A 19,263-nucleotide genomic window follows, 5' to 3' on the forward strand; every position below is an offset into this window, starting at 1 on the left:
TGGCAAGGCGTCTAACTTACCCCCATTAGCTACCGTTGTGCTAGTTCGAGCGCCAGAATCTGTCCATCAAAGGCTTGACGCTGGTCCCATGGATAAAGATTGACATCACTATGACGACGAGTGTGATGTGAGTCAACTCACGTCCGAGGTCATGCGGTAATCCGTGCTGGATTGCATACATCAGGTAATAGACGGAACCAATACCGCGCACGCCAAACCAAGCGGTAATATTGCGTATGCGCCGGGTGGTGCTGGTTCCCGCAAGTCCAATCAACACGCTGACCGGGCGCGCCACGAAGAACAAGAACAGAGCCACCCCAAACGATCGCCAGTTCCACGCGTCCAGCGAAAGCATACCGCCCAATAGCAAGACCAAGGTCAACTCCGACAACCGCTCCAGATGCTCCTTAAATACCAGTGCACCCAGACTGACGGTAGGTGGCGCCTCGTTGGTCGGACTGTTAATGGCGGCCACCGATTTTGACGTATCGCCGTCCAGCATCCCTTGCCGATTTTTGGGCGCACCGGCCAGGGTGAGTTCGGTCTGGCGCAATGCCACACCGGCAAAGAACACGGCAAGAAATCCCCATGCCTTCAAGCCAACGCTCAAGCCATACACCACGGCAATCAAGCCCAGGCCGACAAGGTCGTCCAGCACTTCATGCTTGTTCTCACCGCTGCGCAACTTCCAGCCTAACTTTCCGAGAAGCGAACCGCAGAGCCAGCCGATCAGCACCGCGCCAAGCGTCGCCCAAATCACATCCACTACCGCCCATTTTTCACCGAAGGATCCGACCTCATGTAACCCGAGCAGACCAAGGCCGAGCATCACAAAGGGAAATGCGCTGCCATCGTTCATCCCCGCTTCGCTGGTCAACGTAAAGCGCAACTGATCCATATCGCCCGGGTGGCGAATCTGCACATCAGTTGCCAGCACAGGGTCAGTCGGTGCGAGGATAGCGCCGAGCAGTATACCGGCGCCAATCGGCAAGCCGAGAACAAAGTAAGAAAACACGGCAATCAGGCCCACAGTGATGGTCATCGACACCCAGGCAAGCCTGATGGGAGGCCCCCATCGCTTCAATGTCACGGGCACCGGCATCTTGACGCCTGCCGAAAATAACGAAATCAATACAGCAATTTCCGTCAGCACTTCCAGCAGCGCGGATTGCTCCAGCGGATCGAAATTGAAAATATTGAAAACTGTCGGCCCGAGTATGAGCCCTGCGGACAGATACACAATTGCCGAGGTAAAAGGCAGCCGGGAAATCGTGGTCGCCGCAAGCCCTCGTGCCAGCATCAAGACGCCTATCAACAGAAACCATTGTGTATTTGTCATATTCTCAAATCAAGTCATTTGCATGAGGTTTGATCGTAGACCTCATTCATGTCAACTTATTCATTTTTGCTCGGCTTTGATTTTTAAAGGCAATTCCCTCCATGAGTGCGCAAGGTCGGTTTTGCGCAAGCTTTGCGTCATAACGTGTTTCATTAGCGAACTTAGCTTCTCGCCATGCAGTCGAATTGCACTGGAGTTACTTCGCCAGGATGCCGGCTATGGAAACATTACTCGACATGGATTTCAGCATTGCAGAGCACGCTGCCGACTCGATTTTTATTACCGATACTGAAAGCCGTGTCATTTATCAAAACCCGGAAGCCCGCCGGATGTTTCACCTGGAGGATAAGGAGATCCTTGGGTACTCGGTAATCGAAAAACTTCATCAGCATCACCCCGATGGAAAGCCAATTACCCGCGAGCAATGCAAGGTGTATCGCGCGGCTGCGTATGGCGAATCCGCTCGCGACTTTGTGTGGTTGATTTCCCGCGACGATGGATCACAATTTTACGTATCCGGCACTGCATCCCCTCTCTATGCTGATGACGTACGGATCGGTGCTGTATTTTTCGGAACCGATATTACTGCGCGGCAAAATGCGGAAGATGCTTTGATTAAAAGCACCGAGAAACTTCAGCTGGCCATCGAAGCAGCGGAGTTGGGCATGTTTGACTTCTACCCCCAAACCGGCGAAGTCGTCTGGTCTGAAAAAATGCGGGAGCATTTTGGCCTGCCTTCGGACGCGCCAGTCGATGCCAACACTTTCTATTCGTGTATCCATCCCGACGACCGGGAACGTGTGCGTGCAGTTACTCATGAAGTATCACGGCCCGACGCCAGTGGACGATATCAGCTTGAGTTCAGGACGATAGGTCTGATCGATGGCAAGGAGCGATGGATTTCGCTGCGCGGACAAGTGCATTTTGATACAGATGGCAATGCGATTCGTCGCGTGGGGGTGACGGTTGACTTTACTGAAAAGTACGAAGCGGAAAAAAGAGTGCAAGTCGCTGCGCAGCACGACAGCCTGACAGGCCTGCCCAACCGCGCACTTTTGTTTGAATATTGCGAACACCTGCTAGCGCAGGCACAACGTATTGGAGCCAACAGCGCCGTCTTGTTCGTCGACCTTGATCGCTTCAAGCCAATTAACGATCTGTACGGCCATGAAGCCGGTGACAAAGTGCTCCAGGAAGTCGCGCGTCGGCTCCTGCACTGTACGCGCAAGGAAGACGTAGTCAGCCGCCTGGGTGGCGATGAATTCATCGTGGTCCTGCCACGTGTCCATGGCACCGAAGATCCGGAAACCGTCGCGCAGCATATCCTTGATACCGTTTGCAAGCCCATCCGCGTCGAGTCCCTGCATCTCACCGTGTCACCCTCGATCGGCATCAGCCTGTTCGAAAAGCATGCCAGCGATCTGGCTGGATTGATTCGTTGCGCCGATCTGGCGATGTACGCCGCAAAACGTGCAGGTCGCAATACCTTCAAGATCTATTCGCCAGAGCATCAGCAATTTGCGATCGAACAGGTCAAACTTGAGCAGCATCTGAAGGAAGCACTGGATGCAAACAAGCTTACGCTGCTTTATCAACCGGTCATTGATATCGCCACTGGCGAAGTGGTCGGTGCGGAGGCCCTGATTCGCCTGCCGGACGTGAACGGCACACTGCTGGGGCCCGATCAGTTCATTCCGATTGCAGAATCGGCCGGACTGATTGACAGGCTTGGCCTGTGGGTGACACGGGAAGCCTGCCGTCAACAGCAGGACTGGACAGAATCCGGTCTGGCGGTACCGAGCATGGCCATCAACGTGTCGGCCTCACAGTTCCGGCATCCGGAGTTTGCCTCGCAACTAACCAAGGCGATCGACGAATCCGGCATGGATCCCAGCCACCTGGAAATCGAGTTAACCGAAAGTACCGTAATGGACAATATTCCTGAAGCCATTGCAAAGCTGACGCAACTCAAGTCGCGCGGTGTGCGTATCGTGCTCGATGATGTGGGGACCGGATACTCCAGCCTCAGCCATCTGAGCAACCTGCCGCTTGATAAACTGAAGATCGACCGTTCCTTTACAGACAATCTCGAGTCCAATCAATCGAGTCAGTCCATTGCCGACACGATCATCGGCCTTGGACGCGCTCTCAATCTGGAGGTCGTCGGAGAAGGCATCGAATCCGAAGAAGCCATGAGTTACCTGCGTCACCACGGGTGCGATCAAGCGCAAGGCTACCTGTTCAGCAAGCCGCTCTCCGCCCATGACTTCGAGTCCTGGTATCGATCGCGGGCCGGACATTATCACTGATTCCCCGGACAGGTATTTTCCGCGGGGCTGGCAACAGCAAGCCAACTCGAATCTCAAACACGACACGCTCCGATTCATCGTAACTGACACCTGGAATCGGGACCCTGCACCACTCATTTTCGTTGGCATGCAGTCATTAACGAAAAGACATATGAAACTATTGGAAACAATTGAAAACCGCGAGGCTCTGCTTGATGCAGTGGTCCACAATGCAATGGACGGAATCATCGTGATCGATGCGCACGAGATTGTCCATGCATGGAACCCGGAAGCGGAACGCATCTTTGGCTGGCCGTACGAAGAGGCAGTTGGCAAGGCCTTGAATGCTCTCGTGGGCCTATCAGGATTGTCGAGGGGGAAACGTCGCGATGCAGGTTTTGATGCGAGCAAACGCATGCACGCGGCAGCCCGCCATAAAGATGGGAAACCGCTAACGGTCGAGCTTGCTATTGCATCCGTAGATGTCGGTGCCCAAGCGCTGTTTTGTATTGCAATCCGTGACATGACCCTGGCCAGCACGGCTGAAGCAAGGCTTCAGAACAATCAGGCTGAACTGAAGCGCGAACTGGACGCGTGTCAGCACATGCTTGATACCACCCCGGACGTGATTTGCGCCATCAATGCATCCGGCGTATTTGTGCAGGTCAGTGCAGCATCGCAGCGCGTGTGGGGCTATGCGGCGACGGAGCTGATTGGCCGGCCAGCGTTCGAACTGGTATTTCCGGAGGATCGCAAAGAATATAACGACACCATCCGTAGACTATGCCTGGGTGAGACGACGTCGATACAGCCTTTCGAGAATCGGTTCGTTCACGAGGATGGCCATCCTATCCATATAAGCTGGACTGCAAACTGGTCGGAGGCCGACCAGCATCTGTATTGCGTTGCGCGGGATATCACCGAACTCAGACATTCGACGCGTCGGCTTGCTGAGCGAGAACAGCGTTTTGAATCCTTGTTCGAGCACCATCCGGATGGCGTTTTCGCATTTGATATCGATGGACGCCTGATATCGGCCAACAAGGCCTTCGCTCAGCTCACGGGTTATTCTGCGAACGAGCTCTCGACGATGTCATTGCGCGCCATGGTAGCGCCGGAAAGCCTGAAGATCGTTGACCAGCATTTCACCGAAGCGACCGAGGGTAACGCATCAAGCTTTGAAACGATGGGAGTACGTAAGGACCATAGCAGATACGATGCGCACATCACGGTGGTGCCGATTATCGTTGACGACACAGTCGTCGGCGTCCACGGCATCGCACGCGATGTCACGCACAGCAAGGATTACGAGCGCCGCATCGAGCATCTTGCCACTTATGATGGTTTGACAGGCCTTCCGAATCGCAACCTGCTTGATGACCGCATCAAGCATGCGATCGTGCAGGCCGAGCGCCAGGGCGGCCGCGTCGGTGTCCTGTTTCTTGATCTGAACCGGTTCAAGATCGTCAACGACAGCCTTGGTCACGATAAGGGCGATATCCTGCTGCGCATCATGGCAGACAGGCTGAAGCAGTGCATACGTGAATCAGACACCGTGGCAAGACTTGGCGGCGATGAATTTGTCATCGTTCTTGAAGATGTGCGCTCACCAGAAGACGTGATCGGCATCGCGCGCAACCTGCTCACCGTGATCGAAAAACCCGTGGCGCTTGAAGGTCACGACTTCAGTGTTTCCAGCAGTATTGGCTGCAGTCTCTACCCGAAAGACGGCAACGACGCGGCGACCTTGCTAAGAAACGCCGACCTTGCGATGTATGAAGCCAAAGCCAGTGGTGGTGGCTCGTTCAGGTTTTACAAGGCCGACATGAATGAGCGGGTCAAGGCACGGCTGATGCATGAACGGCAGCTTCGCCTTGCGCTGGAGCGCGAAGAGCTGGTCGTCTATTACCAACCCCGCGTCGACATCAACAGCAATGCAATCGTGGGAGCTGAAGCCCTGGTGCGATGGCATCATCCCGAACGTGGACTGGTGCCGCCAAATGAATTCATCCCGCTCGCAGAAGAGGTCGGCCTCATAAACGAACTGGGCGAATGGGTTTTGAAGACCGCGTGTCAGCAAAACCGCTTTTGGCAGGAAGCGGGCTTGCCTGGCCTCAAGGTATCCGTCAATCTTTCCCCCTATCAGCTGGCCCCGGATTCAACCATTACCCATGCCGTACGTAAGTCGCTCACGCAGAGCGGTCTCGATGCGCGCTGGCTCGAACTCGAGATCACCGAAAGCAGCTTGATGCAAAACGTCGAATCGACATTGACCAAACTGGCAGAGATACGAGATGCCGGCGTATCGATTTCAATCGATGACTTTGGCACCGGTTATTCGTCTCTCAGCTACCTGCGTCGATTACCGGTAGACACACTCAAGATCGATCAGTCTTTTATCCGAGAGATTTCCGGAAGCCGGGACGATGCTGCAATCGTCTCGGCAACCATTGCACTGGCGCACACTATGCAGTTGAAGGTTGTGGCAGAAGGCGTGACGAGCGAAGAACAGATCCGGTTTCTGGAAGAACATGATTGTGACGAGATGCAAGGCTTTTTCCTGAGCCCAGCGGTCCCTCCTGATGAAATGCAGCGCTTGTTGCACCGTGGCCGCTCCCCTTCAGTGCCACGTGCGCATCGATAAGATGGTGGGTGTCGATTAGTGCTATTTGCATCCCGTTTGAAAAATATAGCCGCTCTGAGCCCGATCGATCATGCTGCATCCTGGCAAAAGGACGTGATAGGCGTTGACCAAAACGAGATAACGCCGCTATCCCCGGTTAAGCAGAGCCGATGCTGCGCCGGTCTACCATGCTCACCTGCTCGGCACAGGATTTGCTCAAGACTGACGCATTATTCAATTTCCTCAGAAGACCGATATGTGCGCCTCAGATGAAATGATCGAATCGATGGTCGCTTCCTTGAGCGAAGAAGCAAGCGACACGGACCGACGGCTCTTCAAGCATGCATTGCGGCAACTGGTGAAGGTCGCCCGCGAGGAACAGCTTGAAGCGATTCAGGAAGATTTTGACGTCGTCTACAATGTCCTCCGCTTTCGTTGAACGGAATCCCAAAAGATTGGAGAATCGCCAATATCAGTCCACGGAGCGTGGACAAGACAGGGAGGGCAAGAGATAGCGGTGTGTCTGCTCACGTCTTGCCCGCTCCGGCAATCGGCCCAATGGCATGCCTGCATGCTACCAGTTGGTTTCGCGTTCGGCAGTCGAGCCGATCTTGTGGATCGAGAGGTCGGCGCCATCGAATTCCTGTTCGGGATCGAGACGAATGCCAACCAGCTTTTTCAGTACGCCATACACGAGGGCGCCTCCTGCAGCGGCAATAATAATTCCCAGCAATGTGCCGATCAATTGCGACATGATGGACACACCACCGATACCGCCAAGTGACTGCTGTCCAAAAATGCCAGCCGCAAGTCCGCCCCAGGCGCCGCATAAGCCGTGCAACGGCCATACGCCCAACACGTCGTCAATCTTCCATTTGTTTTGGGTAAGCGTAAACATCCAGACGAATACCGCGCCGGCGATGCCACCGGTCACCAGCGCACCCAGAGGATGCATGAGGTCGGAACCTGCGCACACCGCCACTAATCCTGCCAATGGGCCGTTGTAGGCAAATCCAGGGTCATTCTTACCCATCAGTACTGCAATCAGGGTGCCGCCGACCATCGCCATCAACGAGTTGATCGCCACGAGGCCATTCATTTTATCGAGGGTCTGCGCACTCATGACGTTGAAGCCGAACCAGCCCACGGCAAGAATCCAGGCACCCAACGCGAGGAATGGGATGTTTGAAGGCGGATGTGCCGCGATGGCGCCGTCCTTGGAATAACGACCACGACGTGCACCGAGGAACAGGACCGCTGGCAAAGCTGCCCAGCCGCCAACCGCATGCACGACTACCGAGCCGGCAAAGTCATGAAACTCTGCCGAATACATCACCTTGAGCCATGCCTGTATACCGAAGCGCTGATTCCAGGCGATGCCTTCAAAAAACGGATAGATGAATCCCACCAGCACGGCGGTAGCGATTAATTGCGGGTGAAACTTGGCACGTTCTGCGATTCCGCCGGAGATAATCGCGGGAATCGCCGCGGCAAAGGTCAGCAGAAAAAAGAACTTCACCAGTTCAAATCCATTTTTTTCGGCGAGTACGGTCGCGTCGGCGAAGAAGTGCATACCATAAGCAATGCCATAGCCGATGAAAAAATAGGCTATTGTCGAAACAGCAAAATCGACTAAGATTTTGACGAGCGCGTTGACTTGATTCTTTTTACGAACCGTACCGAGTTCAAGAAACGCAAACCCGGCATGCATGGCGAGAATCATGATCGCGCCGAGCAGTATGAATAACGCATCGGCACCGTTTTTAAACGCATCCATGCAAGAATTCTCCCTGTTAATGTGCAAAGTGTAAAAATGGAGATTCTCCTAAGCAAAAAATATTCCATTTTGGTGCATTGCGCTAAGTCTTTGATTCCATGGCAATACAAATCAGGGAAATAAAAATGGCTTTTTATTTCGCACCGTTAACGTGCGGCTCCACGTACCAATTTGGGGAAACTGCATGATTCCGTGGCTGGAACCCAATTCTCCTTTTCCCGACGTCGCTTTTGCATTGACTGAAGAAGATGGCGCGGCCGGGCTGCTTGCCGCAGGAGCTGACCTGTCGCCGGACCGTTTGCTGGACGCTTACCGCCATGGAATCTTTCCTTGGTTTTCCGAAGGCCAGCCTATCCTGTGGTGGAGCACCGATCCTCGGATGGTGTTGTTTACTGAACGCTTTTCGGTCTCGCACAGTCTGAAAAAAACACTCAGGAAGGTACATAAGAGCAGCTTGACGGATGGGCGCTGGCAGATTCGTTTCGATACCGCGTTCGAAGACGTGATGCGCGCCTGTGCCGCACCGCGTCGCGACGGTGCAGGCACATGGATCTCCGAAGAGATCGTTCGTGGTTATTGCGGCCTGCATCGCCGCGGTTTTGCGCATTCGTCTGAAGTCTGGCTGGATGGACAACTGGTGGGTGGTGCTTACGGTGTCTGTATCGGCAGGATGTTTTATGGCGAGTCGATGTTTGCCCGCGTGTCCGATGCGTCGAAGATCGCGCTGGCTTATCTCGTGCACTTCCTGAATGCAAATGGAGTGGAGATGATCGATTGTCAACAAGAGACCTCCCATCTTGCTTCACTCGGCGCCAGCCCGATTCCGCGTAGCGAATTCATTGCGCACTTGAAAAAAGCGACGCGACAGGCACCGATCACCAGATGGGAGCCCCTTGCTTTATTTTGAACACCGTTGAAAAAAATGTTATGCCGCCCGGGCATACGGTGTAAATTAGAAAGGCGCACTTGTCTGTCGCCTTCGATCCACATCGCAGTCGGGCACTACGTATATGACGCATTTAAAAGACCTGCCTTTCGCCACCCTGCAGTTTTACGCCACAGCGCCCTACCCGTGCAGCTATCTTGAAAACCGGCAGGCACGATCGCAAGTGGCGACGCCCTCGCACCTGATTAATGCCGATGTCTATTCCGAGCTGGTAAAGAATGGCTTTCGCCGCAGTGGCATTTTTACCTACCGCCCTTATTGCGATGGCTGCCAGGCGTGCATCCCGGTGCGGGTGAAGGCAAACGAATTCATTACCAATCGCAGCCAGCGCCGCGCCTGGAACAAGCATTCGAATCTGGAAACCTGGGTCACGACCCTTGCCTACGTGCCGGAGCATTACGAACTTTATCTGCGGTACCAGGCAGCCCGTCATGCCGGCGGCGGCATGGATCAGGATAGCCGCGACCAGTATGCGCAATTTCTCCTGCAAAGCAAGGTCAACACCCGACTGGTGGAATTCCGTGAAGCCGACGGCACGCTGCGCATGGTCAGCATCATCGACGTGCTCAATGACGGTCTGTCCTCGGTGTACACCTTTTACGACCCTGACGTTATAGGTGCCTCCTATGGCACCTATAACGTCATGTGGCAAATCGAACAGGCACGAAGGCTGGAAATCCCCTACGTGTACCTGGGTTACTGGATCCGGGACAGTCAGAAGATGGCTTATAAGGTCAACTTCCGTCCGCTCGAAGCACTGCGGCATGGCACGTGGCAGGACTGGCATCCCGATCTTTGACCGGCTTTCCGGTTATACCCATGGCTGGCAAGGGTAAAATAGCGCCTTTTTGCAAGGCCGACCCGGCCGCGCGTCTTTTCCACTGCCATGTCCGACAAACTTCTCTATTCGCTTGCCCGCCCTTTCCTTTTCTCGCTGGATGCGGAGGCCGCCCATAACCTGACCTTGCCTGCGCTGCGACGTGCGGCGGCACTTGGATTGACCGGCGCCATTCCCCGACCGAAAAAAGATGTGCGCACGGTCATGGGCATCGCATTTCCGAACCCGGTTGGCTTGGCTGCCGGTTTGGACAAGGACGGTGCCTACATCGACGGACTTGCGGCATTGGGGTTCGGCTCGATTGAAATTGGCACGGTGACACCGCGTGCCCAGCCCGGCAATCCGATGCCGCGCATGTTCCGGCTTCCCGCAGCGAACGCGATCATCAACCGGATGGGCTTCAACAACGGTGGTGTGGATGCCTTTGTGAAGAATGTACAGGCATCAAAGTTCTATCAGAACAAGGAAGGCGTGCTTGGCCTTAATATCGGCAAAAACGCCGATACGCCAATTGAAAGGGCAGTCGACGATTATCTGCATTGCTTGCAAAAGGTCTATCCCTATGCCAGCTATGTGACGATCAATATTTCCTCGCCCAACACAAAAAATCTGCGACAACTCCAGGGAGCATCCGAACTCGACACCCTGCTGTCGAACCTAAAAGAAACACAACGGCGGCTCGCGGATCAACATAAGCGCTACGTTCCTGTCGCATTGAAAATCGCACCCGATATTGATAGCGAACAGGTCAAAACCATTGCCGATGCCCTGTTACGGCACAAGATGGACGCCGTTATTGCCACCAACACGACCATCACGCGCGATGCGGTGAAAGGCTTGCCGCACGCGGAAGAAACAGGCGGCCTGTCGGGAGCGCCGGTATTCAAATTGTCCAATGACGTGATCCGCGCGCTGAAATCGGAGCTGGGCACGGCCCTACCCATCATTGGCGTCGGCGGCATTCTCTCCGGACAGGATGCTCAGGCAAAAATTGATGCCGGTGCCAGTCTCGTTCAGCTCTACACCGGCCTGATCTATCGCGGCCCCGCGCTGATCCGGGAGTGTGCGGCAGCGTTGCGGAAATCGGTTTAAAGTCTGGGGGTGCGCTTTGCCTCGAATATGGCAGGGCACCTAACCGGCAACGCATACCAATAGGAGACGTATGGAAAAAATACAACTGGGAGACAGCGACCTCGCCGTGTCGAAAATTTGTCTCGGCACCATGACTTTTGGCGAACAGAATTCGGAATCGGAAGCGCATAGCCAGCTGGACTATGCGCTTGAGCGTGGCATCAATTTCATCGACACCGCGGAAATGTACCCGGTAATGCCGCGGGCTGAAACCCAAGGCCGTACTGAAAGCCATATCGGCAGCTGGCTGAAGAAATCCGGCAAGCGCGGCGACGTCATTCTGGCGACCAAAGCGGCAGGACCTTCCCGTGGAATCAGCTGGATACGCAATGGGCAATCGGATTTCGATGCAGCCAACCTCAAGCTCGCCGTCGACGGCAGTTTGCAAAGGCTGCAAACCGACTACATCGATCTTTACCAGTTGCACTGGCCAAGCCGCAATGCGCCGATTTTCGGTGCAATTTCATTCGATCCGAAAAAAGAGCGTCCCCATGCTGCGATCGAAGATACGTTGGCGGCGCTTGGTGACCTGGTCAAAGCCGGCAAGATCCGCCATATCGGCGTGTCGAACGAAACTCCGTGGGGCGTATGTGAATTCACCCGGCAATCTGAAGCGCGTGGACTGCCGCGCATCGTGTCGATTCAGAATGCTTACAATCTGGTCAACCGCAGTTTTGAAGCAGGACTGGATGAAACCTGTTTTCGCGAACGGGTCGGATTGCTGGCCTACAGCCCCCTCGCCTTCGGCCAGCTGACGGCGAAATATATCGACGATCCGAAGGCAGCAGGACGGCTGACGAAATTCCCGCCAACCTGGAGCCCACGCTATATGCGAGAGTCAGTCCTCGAAGCCTGCCGGCGTTATGCCGACCTCGCGCGTGCCAACGGCATGTCGCCGGCCACCCTTGCGCTGGCATGGTGCTACAGCCGCTGGTTTGTTGCCTCGACAATCATTGGCGCGACGAGCTTGCAGCAGTTGCAGGAAGACATCGATGCGCTGGCCGTGCAGTTGCCAGAAGAAGTCATTGCGTCGATCAATGCTATCCACGCAGAGATGGCTAACCCGGCGCAGTAAGCAGCTGGTCGACAAAACAGCAGTCGTCGGAACATTTCTATGAGCACATCGCCATAGATTGCACTAACGTTCCCGTGGCGCCGTCGTCGCCGGACCCATAAAGAAAAAGCCCGAACCATACGAATGGTTCGGGCTTTTTTGCTGGCAGGGTTGACTACCAGTGAATCGCTTATTCGACTTCCAGCGTTTCTTCCGGAGCCGGAGGCGGGGTCGGATCGCCCTCGGTAAAATCGAGTTTGATCTGCTCGTTTTCGTCCATATCGACCGTAACACGGCCGCCTGCTACCAACTTGCCAAACAACAGCTCGTCGGCGAGTGCCTTGCGGATCATGTCCTGAATCAGGCGTGACATCGGACGTGCGCCCATCAGTGGATCGAAGCCCTTCTTCGCGAGGTACTTGCGCAAGCTCTCGGTAAAGACAGCTTCCACTTTCTTCTCGTGCAGCTGTTCTTCCAGCTGCATCAGGAACTTGTCGACCACACGCAGGATGACTTCCTCGTCCAGCGCCTTGAAGCTGATGATCGCATCCAGGCGATTGCGGAATTCCGGCGTAAACATACGCTTGATATCCGCCATCTCGTCGCCGGCTTCCTTCTTGTCAGTAAAGCCGATCGAACGCTTCTGCAGACTTTCCGCGCCCGCGTTCGTGGTCATGACGATAATCACGTTGCGGAAGTCAGCCTTGCGACCGTTGTTATCGGTCAGCGTGCCATGGTCCATCACCTGCAACAGGATATTGAAGATATCCGGATGCGCCTTTTCGATCTCGTCGAGCAGCAGCACAGCGTGCGGCTTCTTCGTGATCGCTTCGGTCAGCAAACCACCCTGGTCGAAACCGACGTAGCCCGGCGGCGCGCCGATCAGACGGCTGACCGCGTGACGCTCCATATATTCGGACATATCGAAGCGGATCAGCTCGATGCCCATGATAAAGGCCAGCTGCTTCGCCACTTCGGTTTTGCCGACGCCGGTCGGACCGGAGAACAGGAAGGCGCCGATAGGCTTGTCGGTCTTGCCGAGGCCTGCACGTGCCATCTTGATCGCCGAACCGAGCGCTTCAATCGCCGGGTCCTGACCGAACACCACATTCTTCAGATCGCGGTCGATCGTTTGCAGCTTGGCACGGTCGTCCTGATTGACCGACTGCGGAGGAATACGCGCAATCTTCGAGATGATGTCTTCGATCTCGGATTTGCCAATCGTCTTCTTCTGCTTCGATTTCGGCAGAATACGCTGTGCGGCGCCAGCTTCGTCAATCACGTCGATCGCCTTGTCGGGCAGATGGCGATCATTGATGAAGCGTGCGGCCAGTTCCGCCGCCGAGGTCAATGCAGATGACGAATACTTCACGCCATGGTGCTCTTCGAACCGTGACTTCAGGCCGCGCAGAATCTGCACCGTCTGTTCAACGGTCGGTTCGTTGACGTCGATCTTCTGGAAGCGCCGTGACAAAGCATGGTCCTTCTCGAAGACGCCGCGGAACTCGGTGTAGGTGGTCGCGCCGATGCACTTGAGCTGGCCGCTGGAAAGCGCGGGCTTGAGCAGATTCGATGCGTCCAGCGTACCACCCGATGCCGACCCGGCCCCGATGATCGTATGGATCTCGTCGATGAACAGAATACCGTTCGGGTTTTCGCGCAGCTGCTTGAGCACTGCCTTCAGGCGTTGTTCGAAGTCGCCGCGGTATTTGGTACCGGCCAGCAGCGCACCCATGTCGAGCGAGTACACCACTGCGTTCTGCAGCACTTCGGGCACATCGCCCTGGGTAACGCGCCATGCCAGGCCTTCTGCGATTGCCGTCTTGCCGACACCGGCCTCACCAACCAACAACGGGTTGTTCTTGCGCCGACGGCACAGGGTCTGGATCACGCGCTCGACTTCGGATTCGCGGCCGATGAGCGGATCAATCTTGCCCTCGGCAGCCAACTTGTTCAGATTCTGGGTGAACTGATCAAGCGGACTTTCCTTCTGCTGGCCTTCGGCCTGCGCATCTTCCGTACCTTCCGGCGATTTCTGCGATTCCGCCTGCTGGTCCTTTCGGACGCCGTGCGAAATGAAATTCACCACATCCAGACGAGTGACGCCCTGCTGGTGCAAATAATACACAGCGTGGGAATCTTTCTCGCCAAAGATGGCGACCAGCACGTTGGCGCCGGTAACTTCCTTCTTGCCGTTGGAAGCCGACTGCACATGCATGATCGCGCGCTGGATGACACGCTGGAAGCCGAGTGTCGGCTGTGTATCCACTTCGCTGGTTCCGGGAACGGTCGGCGTGTTGTCGCTGATGAAGTTTGTCAGCGTCTTGCGCAGATCCTCGATATTGACTGCGCATGCACGCAGCACCTCTGCTGCCGACGGATTGTCGAGCAACGCGAGCAACAAGTGCTCGACTGTAATGAACTCGTGGCGAGCCTGGCGAGCCTCGACAAAAGCCATATGCAAACTTACTTCAAGTTCCTGCGCAATCATGCTTCCTCCATCACGCATTGCAGGGGATGTCCTGCTTTTCGAGCGTGGGTTAACACTAATTCTACTTTAGTGGACGCTATGTCTTTTGGATAGACGCCGCACATACCTTTTCCGTCACGATGAACCTTGAGCATGATCTGCGTTGCGGTTTCACGGTCCTTATTAAAGTACTCCTGAATGATCGCAACCACAAATTCCATCGGCGTATAGTCGTCGTTCAATAAGAGGACCTGATACATCGGTGGAGGCTTAAGCTTCTGCTCTTGCCTAGCAAGTACCGTACCGTTGTCATTGTCATGCTGAGTTGCCATTCGTTTATTCTAAAACGTTTAACTAGGCGCAACGCGCCCAAGTAAGGGAAATTCGAACTACATATGATCTGTATCTTGATCTTACGCCCTTTCTTTGTAGTTCGCAGATGATGCTCCTTCGCTGAATTTCAAGAATTCTATTGTGCATTACCCTTGCAAAAACTCAAAAACGCTCGGGGAACTACCTTGACTTTTATATTTTTTGCAGGAACAATGGTATTTATTGACAATTCGAGCATTATCGTATTGTCAATATGAAGTGAGCAAGTTATAAGAGGGGGCAGCGTGTCGCGAGGCTTCTTGCTTTTACGGCTCGTGTGATTAGTTATTATTTGAAAGACGCTTTTATGGCAACAGGTACCGTCAAGTGGTTTAACGATTCCAAAGGCTTCGGATTTATCACTCCGGATGACGGCGGTGAAGATTTGTTCGCCCACTTTTCCGCAATCCAGATGAATGGCTTCAAGACTCTCAAAGAAGGTCAGAAGGTTTCGTTCGAAGTCACGCAAGGCCCGAAAGGCAAGCAAGCTTCCAATATTCAGGCCCCCTAATCACGTCGATTAGCAAGAGCGCAAAAAGCCCCGCCCCGCGGGGTTTTTTTTCGCCCGGGGTAGCTCTGCGTCTTCCTATTACTGTATAGATTGACGTCGGCTGCAGAGTCAACCTGGGATATCCTGCACACATCATCACCCTTTTTACACGCTAGTGGTATTCCCGACATATGCCGCTTGCAAGGACGCCCTTTCGTCCTATCGGTAATATTCCGTACCCGATAAGTGCAAAAATAGCTGTAAAGTAACATCCTATGAAGCTCCGCCAGAAAATTCTGCTGCTTGCGATCGCACCGTTGATCGTCGCCCTGCTTGCCATTGCCATGGCTGTTCGGCATCAGGCCAACCTTCTTGCGCATCAGCAGCGTGCTTCTGTCGAAACTGCCTATCTCGTTAGCAAGGAAGCAGAGCTCAATCATTACGTAGCCCTCGCATCCAGGTCGATCGCTCATTTGTACGATTCCGGCCGTGACGATGACGCAACACGCCTGGAAGCTATCCACATATTGTCAAAGCTCGACTATGGCGATGACGGCTATTTCTTCCTGTACGATCTGAACGGTAAAAATCTCATGCATCCCCGGCAGCCAGAGTTAGTCGGCAAAGATCTCTGGGAGTTGCGTGATACCGATGGAAATCCAACAATTCAGCGACTTATATTGCAAGCCAAGGCTGGCGGAGGACTGGTTCGTTACTTATGGGAAAAGCCATCAAGCAAGAAAGTGGCGCCGAAGCTTGGCTATGTCGTCATGCTGCCACGCTGGGGCTGGATGCTGGGTACGGGGATTTACCTTGATGACGTCGACAACGCACTTGCCAAGATTGACACCCAGATTCTCGCAAACATCCGAAGTACGATGATGTGGATTGCCGGGATCGCCATTGCGAGCGCCATGGTTGTCGCTTTATCCGGACTGGCGCTGAATGTTAGCGAGTACCGTGTTGCGGATGCCAAACTGCGCGTCCTTGCGCAACGCGTCGTTCGATCGCAAGAAGAAGAGCGGGCACGTCTGTCACGTGACTTGCATGACGGCATCAGTCAGTGGCTGGTATCCATCAAATTACAGGTCGAGTCAGGTATTGCCAAACTTGCAGCGAACGCCTCGCGACCGGAAATTGCCAAGGCATCATTCGACCGTGCCGCCGGTCAGCTCAACGATGTGCTCGGTGAAGTCCGCAGAATTTCACATGACCTGCGCCCTGCCTTGCTCGATGACCTCGGCCTCGCCGCGGCGCTGGATCACCTGACGCGCGAATTCACTGAACACACTTCCATTACGACACATTTCCATTACGATGGCAGTGCCGACGGCTTATCGGATGTCGCCAATACCGTGATGTTTCGGATTGCCCAGGAAACCCTTACCAACATTAAACGGCACGCTAATGCATCCACGGTCCGGGTAGAACTGCTTGGTTACAAGTCCGAGGTCAAGCTCGTCATCGCTGACAACGGCATTGGTTTTGATGTAGCCGGCATCTCTCAGCATCCAAAGCGCGGCATTGGCTTGCGCAACATGCACGAACGTGTCAGCGCCGTGGGTGGCAAGCTTGAGCTGACATCATCGATTGATGGAACCCATGTCGTTGCCACATTACCCCGAGTTTAATTTATCCTCCTGACATGCTGACCGTACCTTTTGTTCATATCCTTCTGGTGGACGACCACCCTCTGGTGCGCGATGGCTTAAGAGCGCGCCTGGAAACCATTCCTCATTTCAGTGTGGTCGCAGAAGCCGGCAATGCAGCGGAAGCTCTCGATGCGGCATCACGAGAGACCATCGATCTCGTGCTGATGGACATTAATCTATCGGGCATGAATGGCATCGAACTTACAGGGCGCTTCAACACCCTCTATCCGGAAATTGCGATCCTGATGCTCAGCATGCACGACAAGGCAGAATACGTGATGCAGGCAATCCAGGCAGGCGCGCGTGGCTACGTTCTGAAGGATGCGCCAGCGATGGATATCATTACCGCCATCGATACGGTCATGTCTGGCGGAATTTATTACAGCGCCGGATTGGCGAAGCAGCTATCCCGCCCCATGCCGCCTGCATTGTTGCTAACACCAAGAGAACGTGAAGTCCTGCAGTGCATTGCCACCGGCAAATCCAACAAACACATCGCGCGTGACATGGACCTCAGCGTACGCACGATCGAAACGCATCGGCTTAACATCAAACGCAAGCTGGGCATTGAAGGCCAGGCTGACCTGATTCGCTTCGCACTCGAGCAGACACAGATCAAATGACGGTCCGGATCAGGGCAGGCGTTGAAGCGTGATTTGCGGCTTTGGACGTATACCAATCCCAACCCATAACGCAACATGACATCGCGTCTTTTTTCGGGGGCGCCGAGCCGCCTGCCTGCGTTGCACTCGTCGTCAATAGCCCGCTATTGACTCCTCCTGCGCCTTGCCAGTCAAAAAAGCAAAGAATTCCAAAAAACAAAAGGCCGGAATTTATCCGGCCTTTCTTTTTACTGCAGCAGCACGTTAGATTACATATTGGAAATCATGACGTCGCCGAAGCCTGAGCACGATACCTGAGTTGCGCCTTCCATCAGGCGCGCGAAGTCATAAGTGACTTTCTTCGAGGTGATCGATTTTTCCATTGATGTGATGATCAGGTCAGCTGCTTCGGTCCAACCCATGTGACGCAGCATCATTTCGGCGGACAGGATCAGCGAGCCCGGGTTGACATAGTCCTTGCCTGCGTACTTCGGTGCGGTGCCGTGCGTTGCTTCAAACATTGCGACGGAGTCGGACATGTTCGCGCCCGGTGCGATGCCGATACCACCGACCTGCGCTGCGAGTGCATCGGAGATGTAATCGCCGTTCAGGTTCAATGTCGCAATTACGCTGTACTCATTCGGACGCAGCAGAATTTGCTGGAGGAACGCATCAGCGATTGAATCCTTGACCGTAATTTCCTTACCAGTCTTTGGATTCTTGAATTTGCACCATGGGCCGCCATCGATCAGCTCAGCACCGAACTCATTCTGAGCCAACGCATAGCCCCAGTCGCGGAAGCCACCTTCGGTGTACTTCATGATGTTGCCCTTGTGGACCAGGGTCACGGACGGCTTGTCGTTGTCGATTGCGTACTGGAATGCCTTGCGCACCAGACGCTCGGTACCTTCACGGGAAACCGGCTTGACGCCGATACCGGAAGTGTTCGGGAAACGGATCTTCTTGACGCCCATTTCTTTGACCAGGAATTCGATCAGCTTCTTGGCGCCATCGGAGCCTTCTTGCCATTCGATACCGGCATAGATGTCTTCGGAATTTTCACGGAAGATCACCATGTCGGTCTTCTCCGGCTCGCGTACCGGCGACGGAACGCCTTTGAAGTAACGGACCGGGCGCAAGCAGACGTACAGATCGAGTTCCTGGCGCAGTGCCACGTTGAGCGAGCGAATACCGCCGCCAACCGGCGTAGTCAGCGGACCCTTGATCGACACAACGTAATCTTTCAGAACTTGCAGGGATTCTTCGGGCAGCCACACATCAGGACCATATACTTTGGTCGACTTTTCGCCAGCGTAGATTTCCATCCAGCTGATCTTGCGCTTGCCGCCGTATGCCTTAGCAACCGCTGCATCAACCACCTTGATCATGACCGGGCTGATGTCCACGCCAGTGCCGTCACCCTCGAGATACGGGATGATCGGATTGTCTGGCACATTCAAGGAAAAGTCGGCATTGACGGTAATTTTTTTGCCGTCGGCAGGCACTTTGATATGTTGATACATCGTAGGCTCCGGGGTTAGGAGGAAAGGAAAAGACCGTCTCTTACTTTAAATTTTTGTTTTAAAGCGCAGTTTCAGTCTTATATAAGACATAAGACTACATTCTGTATTATGCACCACTATTTTACTGGATGCCATTGTTTTTGCCTTCGAGCCAATTG

15 protein-coding genes are annotated in these 19,263 nt (G+C 54.4%); 10 read left to right on the plus strand and 5 right to left on the minus strand.

Annotation, left to right across the window (positions count from 1 at the left end; genetic code table 11):
* Positions 1-40: 40 nt before the first annotated feature.
* Positions 41-1,339: a cation:proton antiporter gene (locus ASE07_RS21240; RefSeq protein WP_057292827.1), complete on the minus strand. Its 1,299-nt coding sequence runs from the start codon at positions 1,337-1,339 to the stop codon at positions 41-43.
* Between the two features lie 218 nt (positions 1,340-1,557).
* Between ASE07_RS21240 and ASE07_RS21245 the strand changes: the two genes are divergently transcribed.
* The 3 genes from ASE07_RS21245 to ASE07_RS21255 all read left to right on the plus strand — a co-directional run bounded on the left by ASE07_RS21245 (position 1,558) and on the right by ASE07_RS21255 (position 6,689).
* Positions 1,558-3,648 carry a sensor domain-containing protein gene (locus tag ASE07_RS21245; protein WP_057292828.1) on the plus strand — a complete coding sequence of 697 codons (2,091 nt, stop codon included), beginning with the start codon at positions 1,558-1,560 and terminating at the stop codon, positions 3,646-3,648.
* Positions 3,649-3,799: 151 nt separating this feature from the next.
* Complete coding sequence (locus ASE07_RS21250) at positions 3,800-6,271, plus strand: sensor domain-containing protein (RefSeq protein ID WP_057292829.1); 2,472 nt, start codon at positions 3,800-3,802, stop codon at positions 6,269-6,271.
* Between the two features lie 235 nt (positions 6,272-6,506).
* The gene (locus tag ASE07_RS21255) at positions 6,507-6,689 is read left to right on the plus strand and encodes a hypothetical protein (protein ID WP_057292830.1); all 183 of its coding nucleotides are present in this window, start codon (positions 6,507-6,509) and stop codon (positions 6,687-6,689) included.
* Between the two features lie 135 nt (positions 6,690-6,824).
* Here the strand turns inward: ASE07_RS21255 and ASE07_RS21260 are convergent, their stop codons facing one another.
* Positions 6,825-8,027 carry an ammonium transporter gene (locus ASE07_RS21260; RefSeq protein ID WP_057292831.1) on the minus strand — a complete coding sequence of 401 codons (1,203 nt, stop codon included), beginning with the start codon at positions 8,025-8,027 and terminating at the stop codon, positions 6,825-6,827.
* A 184-nt stretch (positions 8,028-8,211) separates the two neighbouring features.
* Between ASE07_RS21260 and aat the strand changes: the two genes are divergently transcribed.
* From aat to ASE07_RS21280, 4 genes are all read left to right on the plus strand, one after another.
* Positions 8,212-8,934: a leucyl/phenylalanyl-tRNA--protein transferase gene (aat, locus tag ASE07_RS21265; protein WP_057292832.1), complete on the plus strand. Its 723-nt coding sequence runs from the start codon at positions 8,212-8,214 to the stop codon at positions 8,932-8,934.
* A 103-nt stretch (positions 8,935-9,037) separates the two neighbouring features.
* The gene (locus tag ASE07_RS21270; protein ID WP_057292833.1) at positions 9,038-9,772 is read left to right on the plus strand and encodes an arginyltransferase; all 735 of its coding nucleotides are present in this window, start codon (positions 9,038-9,040) and stop codon (positions 9,770-9,772) included.
* An 87-nt stretch (positions 9,773-9,859) separates the two neighbouring features.
* Entirely contained in the window at positions 9,860-10,903 is a 1,044-nt protein-coding gene (locus tag ASE07_RS21275; RefSeq protein WP_057292834.1) for a quinone-dependent dihydroorotate dehydrogenase, read from the plus strand.
* A 70-nt stretch (positions 10,904-10,973) separates the two neighbouring features.
* Positions 10,974-12,017 (plus strand): aldo/keto reductase, encoded by a 1,044-nt coding sequence (locus ASE07_RS21280; protein ID WP_057292835.1) that lies wholly within the window; start codon positions 10,974-10,976, stop codon positions 12,015-12,017.
* A gap of 169 nt (positions 12,018-12,186) precedes the next feature.
* Here ASE07_RS21280 and clpA read toward each other — a convergent pair whose 3' ends face one another.
* Complete coding sequence (clpA, locus tag ASE07_RS21285) at positions 12,187-14,487, minus strand: ATP-dependent Clp protease ATP-binding subunit ClpA (RefSeq protein WP_057292836.1); 2,301 nt, start codon at positions 14,485-14,487, stop codon at positions 12,187-12,189.
* Positions 14,484-14,798, minus strand: a complete 315-nt coding sequence (gene clpS, locus ASE07_RS21290; RefSeq protein WP_057292837.1) for an ATP-dependent Clp protease adapter ClpS — start codon at positions 14,796-14,798, stop codon at positions 14,484-14,486. The genes clpA and clpS overlap by 4 nt, the downstream gene beginning before the upstream one ends.
* A gap of 347 nt (positions 14,799-15,145) precedes the next feature.
* Here clpS and cspE point away from each other — a divergent pair, with 347 nt between their 5' ends.
* The 3 genes from cspE to ASE07_RS21305 all read left to right on the plus strand — a co-directional run bounded on the left by cspE (position 15,146) and on the right by ASE07_RS21305 (position 17,603).
* Positions 15,146-15,349 (plus strand): transcription antiterminator/RNA stability regulator CspE, encoded by a 204-nt coding sequence (cspE, locus tag ASE07_RS21295; protein ID WP_057292838.1) that lies wholly within the window; start codon positions 15,146-15,148, stop codon positions 15,347-15,349.
* Between the two features lie 254 nt (positions 15,350-15,603).
* Entirely contained in the window at positions 15,604-16,959 is a 1,356-nt protein-coding gene (locus ASE07_RS21300; RefSeq protein WP_057292839.1) for a cache domain-containing protein, read from the plus strand.
* Between the two features lie 14 nt (positions 16,960-16,973).
* Entirely contained in the window at positions 16,974-17,603 is a 630-nt protein-coding gene (locus ASE07_RS21305) for a response regulator transcription factor (RefSeq protein ID WP_057292840.1), read from the plus strand.
* Between the two features lie 248 nt (positions 17,604-17,851).
* Here ASE07_RS21305 and icd read toward each other — a convergent pair whose 3' ends face one another.
* Entirely contained in the window at positions 17,852-19,105 is a 1,254-nt protein-coding gene (gene icd / locus ASE07_RS21310; RefSeq protein WP_057292841.1) for an NADP-dependent isocitrate dehydrogenase, read from the minus strand.
* Between the last annotated feature and the right edge of the window lie 158 nt (positions 19,106-19,263).

This window comes from Noviherbaspirillum sp. Root189, from assembly GCF_001428545.1.
Lineage (GTDB): Bacteria > Pseudomonadota > Gammaproteobacteria > Burkholderiales > Burkholderiaceae_D > Noviherbaspirillum.